Source organism: Reinekea sp. (assembly GCF_982785585.1).
Map to the genome: position 1 here is coordinate 1 of NZ_CEYAVF010000057.1, position 2333 is coordinate 2333.

Annotated in this window: 3 protein-coding genes; all 3 read left to right on the plus strand. The window is 49.7% G+C overall.

Annotated features, from left to right (window positions below; genetic code table 11):
• Positions 1-124 precede the first annotated feature (124 nt).
• The gene (locus AC4FIC_RS14735; protein ID WP_100257257.1) at positions 125-1054 is read left to right on the plus strand and encodes a hypothetical protein; all 930 of its coding nucleotides are present in this window, start codon (positions 125-127) and stop codon (positions 1052-1054) included.
• Positions 1055-1189: 135 nt separating this feature from the next.
• Positions 1190-1513 (plus strand): helix-turn-helix domain-containing protein, encoded by a 324-nt coding sequence (locus AC4FIC_RS14740; RefSeq protein ID WP_273286495.1) that lies wholly within the window; start codon positions 1190-1192, stop codon positions 1511-1513.
• Positions 1510-2333 (plus strand): type II toxin-antitoxin system HipA family toxin (locus AC4FIC_RS14745; protein WP_273286496.1); only part of this gene is annotated, 824 nt, incomplete at its 3' end. The genes AC4FIC_RS14740 and AC4FIC_RS14745, both read left to right, overlap by 4 nt.

Genomic DNA, 2333 nt, shown 5'->3' on the forward strand with positions numbered 1-2333 from the left:
AATCGTTGCGATCCCCATCACGCAAAATCGTCGAACTCTGTGATAGAACTGAGCCGTTAGCTATGTCACTAACGCGCAATCCACATGTGAAGTCGAATGCCAAATAACGATAAGGAGCTCCACAATGGCCAAGATCTGTCGCAACTATAAAAAGTGGGTGGAAGAGAAAATTGAACAACCGATTGATGAGTGGGTCGAAAAAACCGAAAAACGCTGCAAGAAACGCAAATGGTATGATCCGCGTCGATGGTTCTGCTGGCTGGTCACAACGCTGGTCAAGGTGGTTCGCTGGGTGGTGGTGTGGGTGGGTAAATGGCTTACCTATGTGGTCTGTCAGATCGTGACCTCGGTACTCAACTTTCTCGCCGTGGTCGTGGGGTTGATTTTGTCTATCCCCATTATTGGCCGTTTAATTGGCCTGATCTGGCACGGCTTGATCGATCTGTTCTGGCGTATTATCAGCCTGCTCGACGTGCTGGCCGGCATCTTCGGGCTGCACCTGCCCAAAAAGCTTAGAGTCTGCATCATTATTTTGATCGATGAGAAACGCAATCCGATGGCCACCGCCGCCAGCTTGCAGCCGGATATCGATAAGGCCAAGCAGATATATAAGGATACCTGCAACGTAAAATTCATCGTCAGCGCGATCCACACCCTGGCCTCTCCGGCACCCAAAGCCAACCTGGACCCTAACTGTGGTGCCGGCGCGCTGGGCGACGACCTGTGGCTTGCCGGCACCTATTACGAGAACAACGCCAATGTGCAGTGCTTTGACAGCGCCTTTTTGCGCCTTATTGGCTATGCCGCCCCGGTTGTGGTCTTTGCGGTGCGCGCTGTGGCCAACAACAAGGGCTGCTCACTCGGGCCCTTCACCGACTATGTCACCATTGAGGGTAAGGACCCGATCTGCCTGGCGCATGAAGTCGCTCATGCCTGTGGTCTGTGGCACAACGGGGGACGCGCCAATCTGGCCAATCATATTTGTGGCGGTACCGAACTGAAAGGTTGGCAGATTGAGATCGTGCGCAGTTCTCGGCATGTGACCTTTTTGTAGGGCACGGAAGGGCTATCCGGTTATAACTGTGCCTTGGAGCGGTAGATGTGAGAAAAAGCAACCAATATGTTGCTAGTTATTTAATAAGAAGCTAATATGTTTCTAATTTATAATTAGCAACATATAAGGTGCTTTATGGGGTCCTTGCTCGAGCAGATTAAAACACGTCGCATTGCACAGGCACTCAAACAGCACGATATGCTGCTGCGCGTCGGCATGTCACGGCAGCAGTATCAGCGGCTGGAATCCAAAGGCAATCCTCGGCTCGATACCCTTGAACTCATTGCCAAGGGGCTGCAGAGCGAATTATTGCTGATTCCACAGGAAAAGCTAACCGCTGTGTTGGCTATACTGGCAGATGATGCCAGCAAATCTATTCAGCCAAGCCAATCATCCCAAGAAAACCCGAGGTCATTAAACGATGATCCCTGGCAGGGACTGCTGGGAGAAACGGAATGACAACAGACATCCGCGATGAAGTGACTGTATTGCAGCTCATCCTCCATGGAACACTCGTCGGCTACCTATCGGGCTTCAAGAATGGCCGCAATGTTTTGAGCATCGCGGATGCGTTTAAAAATAGTCCTAACCGACCGACCTTTAGCTTGATTACCCACCCCAACTTCCCCAACGCAGCCAAGTTAATGGCAGAGCCGTGGGCGCGGAATCAAAGGCTGCACCCTATACTGTCAAACCTACTGCCAGAAGGCTCTTTACGTGAGCTGATAGCACAAGGTCTGAAGGTGCACGTTGATAATGAGTTTCACCTTCTCTCGTATCTCGGTGAAGATTTACCTGGGGCTATCAAAGCAATACCCATGGAGCCTGAAGATGTTCCTGACTATTTGCTCGACACCGTATTAAGCGCGCATGGTAAGGCCAAGGCGATTAAATTCGTTAAAATCAGCCAAGACAACAAGTTTTCCTTGGCTGGCGTGCAGATGAAATTTTCCATGAAGGAAAAGGATGGGCGCTATAATCTATCAAAGGGGGATGTACTAGGTGACTGGATCATTAAAACCGCATCAACAAAACACAAATATGTACCGCTGAACGAATATACTTCAATGTCTCTTGCTGGGCTAGTAGGTGTTGATATACCTGAGATCAAACTCGTTGATCTGGACAAACTTGATAATCTGCCACAAATTAACTTACCCGACGAGAAGCAGGCCTTTGCCATCAAACGTTTTGATCGTGAGGATGACCAGCGTATCCACATGGAAGACTTCGCACAGATTTTGGTGAAGTACCCACACGAAAAATACACCTCGGCAAA